The organism is Psychrobacter piechaudii (assembly GCF_900162825.1).
In the GTDB taxonomy this organism is placed as follows: Bacteria; Pseudomonadota; Gammaproteobacteria; order Pseudomonadales; family Moraxellaceae; genus Psychrobacter; species Psychrobacter piechaudii.
Map to the genome: position 1 here is coordinate 1 of NZ_FUGE01000217.1, position 2,012 is coordinate 2,012.

At 40.6% G+C, this 2,012-nt stretch carries 1 protein-coding gene and 1 pseudogene; both read right to left on the minus strand.

Features of this window, described 5'->3' with window-relative positions:
* Positions 1-262 (minus strand): annotated as a pseudogene (locus A1019T_RS11610) (RNA-guided endonuclease InsQ/TnpB family protein); the annotation flags it as partial.
* A 212-nt stretch (positions 263-474) separates the two neighbouring features.
* Positions 475-1,668 carry a fatty acid desaturase gene (locus A1019T_RS11615; RefSeq protein ID WP_095532620.1) on the minus strand — a complete coding sequence of 398 codons (1,194 nt, stop codon included), beginning with the start codon at positions 1,666-1,668 and terminating at the stop codon, positions 475-477.
* Positions 1,669-2,012 lie beyond the last annotated feature (344 nt).

Below are 2,012 nucleotides of genomic sequence, written 5' to 3' on the forward strand. Positions count from 1 at the left end.
TAAGTTTGGCTTTTTTAAATTGTTTACGTGATTTAGCGTGTGTCTCATTGATAGCCTGTAAGGTCTGACTGTGTAATCCTAAATACTCACCGCTACCTTTGGTGTACTGATTTAAATCATAAGCACTAAAAAACTTACCAGTACGGTTTAAATGCTCAAAGCACAGCGCATTAACATAGTTCCACACGAAGTTTACTGAACCGCTTAGCTGATTCAGCTCTTTTATGTGCTTGTCTTTAATGCGTAGCTTGAGTGTTTTCATATGCTTAGTATGGCAAGTTTAATTTTGACTTACAACCCTTTAACGACTTCTTACGACAGTGTGTGTCGCCTTATATCCACCCCCTGAAGTGGGTGGTTTTACGGCGACTGGTGATAAAAAAATCCCCCTGACCTAAGGTAGGGGGTGGAGAAAGCTTAATCTTATTATTGTTATTAATTATTATTAGTTTTTTATTCTTGCTTCATTACTTATTAGCCTGCGGTTTTAAAGCTTATCTCTTTAAACGCCTGCTTAAGGTTGTGGTTGTGTTCTAGAATACGCTTTTCGATCATCTGGTATTGGTCTTTAAGCGCTTCATCCGCTTCATGCAAACGCTCAGCAAACTGCTCTTTCTTCAGTTGAATGGTTTTGGCTTTAAGAGCTTGCCATTCTTTAACTGTGTCATTAAATAGCTGATATTCAAAATGCACACGGTCACGAAAGTTTTGCAGACTACGCGATAAGTTGCTGTCAGTAATTAACCCTTCATCATTACTGATTTTTGCAATTTTATTTTGGGCGCGTTTAAACATCATATTCACTTCAGCATGTTTGATGGTTGTGTCATCTACCGTACGTAGGTCTGACGCTAAACCTACTTTTGCTAAAGCCGCAATTAACCATTTGGTAGGGTCATACTGCCACCATTTAACCCCATTACGGTAATCGTATTGGAAGAAATGATGATAGTTGTGATACCCCTCACCCCATGTCGGAATGGCCAATAGGAAGTTGTCTCTGGCAGTATTGGTATCAGTATAAGGACGCGTACCAACCATGTGGCATAACGAGTTGATAAAGAAGGTAAAGTGGTGATTAATCACTAAACGTACCAAACCGGCTAATAATAAAGTACCCCACACATCACCGATTAACCAACCGATAGCACCGATTAGGCCTACGTTAGCAACGACTACCCAAGCTCCATAATATTTGTGCTGAATTTGTAGCACTTTGTCTTTGGTAAGATCAGGAATGTTTTTATAATCAAAGTTACCACTAGGATAGTTTCGTAGCATCCAACCTATATGGCTAAACCAAAAGCCGCGTTTGGCTGAATAAGGATCATCCATACGATCATCAACATGTCTATGATGGGTTCTATGCCCAGAGCACCAATCAAATGCTGAGCCTTGCACCGCAAGTGTTGCACCTACTAAGAAGAAATTACGTACTACAGGATGTGCTTTATAGGCCCGATGTGACATTAACCTATGATAGCCGGCAGTAATACTCAAGCCGGTCCAAACCCCAACAGCAGCAAACGTCAACCATACTGGGGCGCTAACTTTATGGGTAGCTAAATACCAAGGGGTAATTAAGGCTGCAGCAATCGGTGTGGCAACAAGAAAAGCGGCTGGGACCCAGTTAATAGGGGCGCGTTTAAAAGCCAGCTCTTTGGCCAGTTGTTCTTCTTCAGCAGTTAATGATCCCTCAAAAGTGACGTCAGCTGAATGAGTAGATAAATCCGTTGATTTTTGACGTTCATCTTTAACAGTTTTGATAGTAGCTGAAGGTGCAGAGCTATCAGAATTTAACTGCTTATTAATTAGTTCAACTAATGGCAAACGAGTTAGGGCATCCGCCACTTTTTTGCCGGAGTGAAATGCTTTGTGGGCGCCATGTACAGATTTTCGTCCTACAGCACGCAAGGAAGACAAAAGACTTCCATTTCTTATTTGCATTACTAGGGTATCCTTACTTGAAATAAGATTAGTGATATTGATAAGAGTAGAATACCTTAAATAAA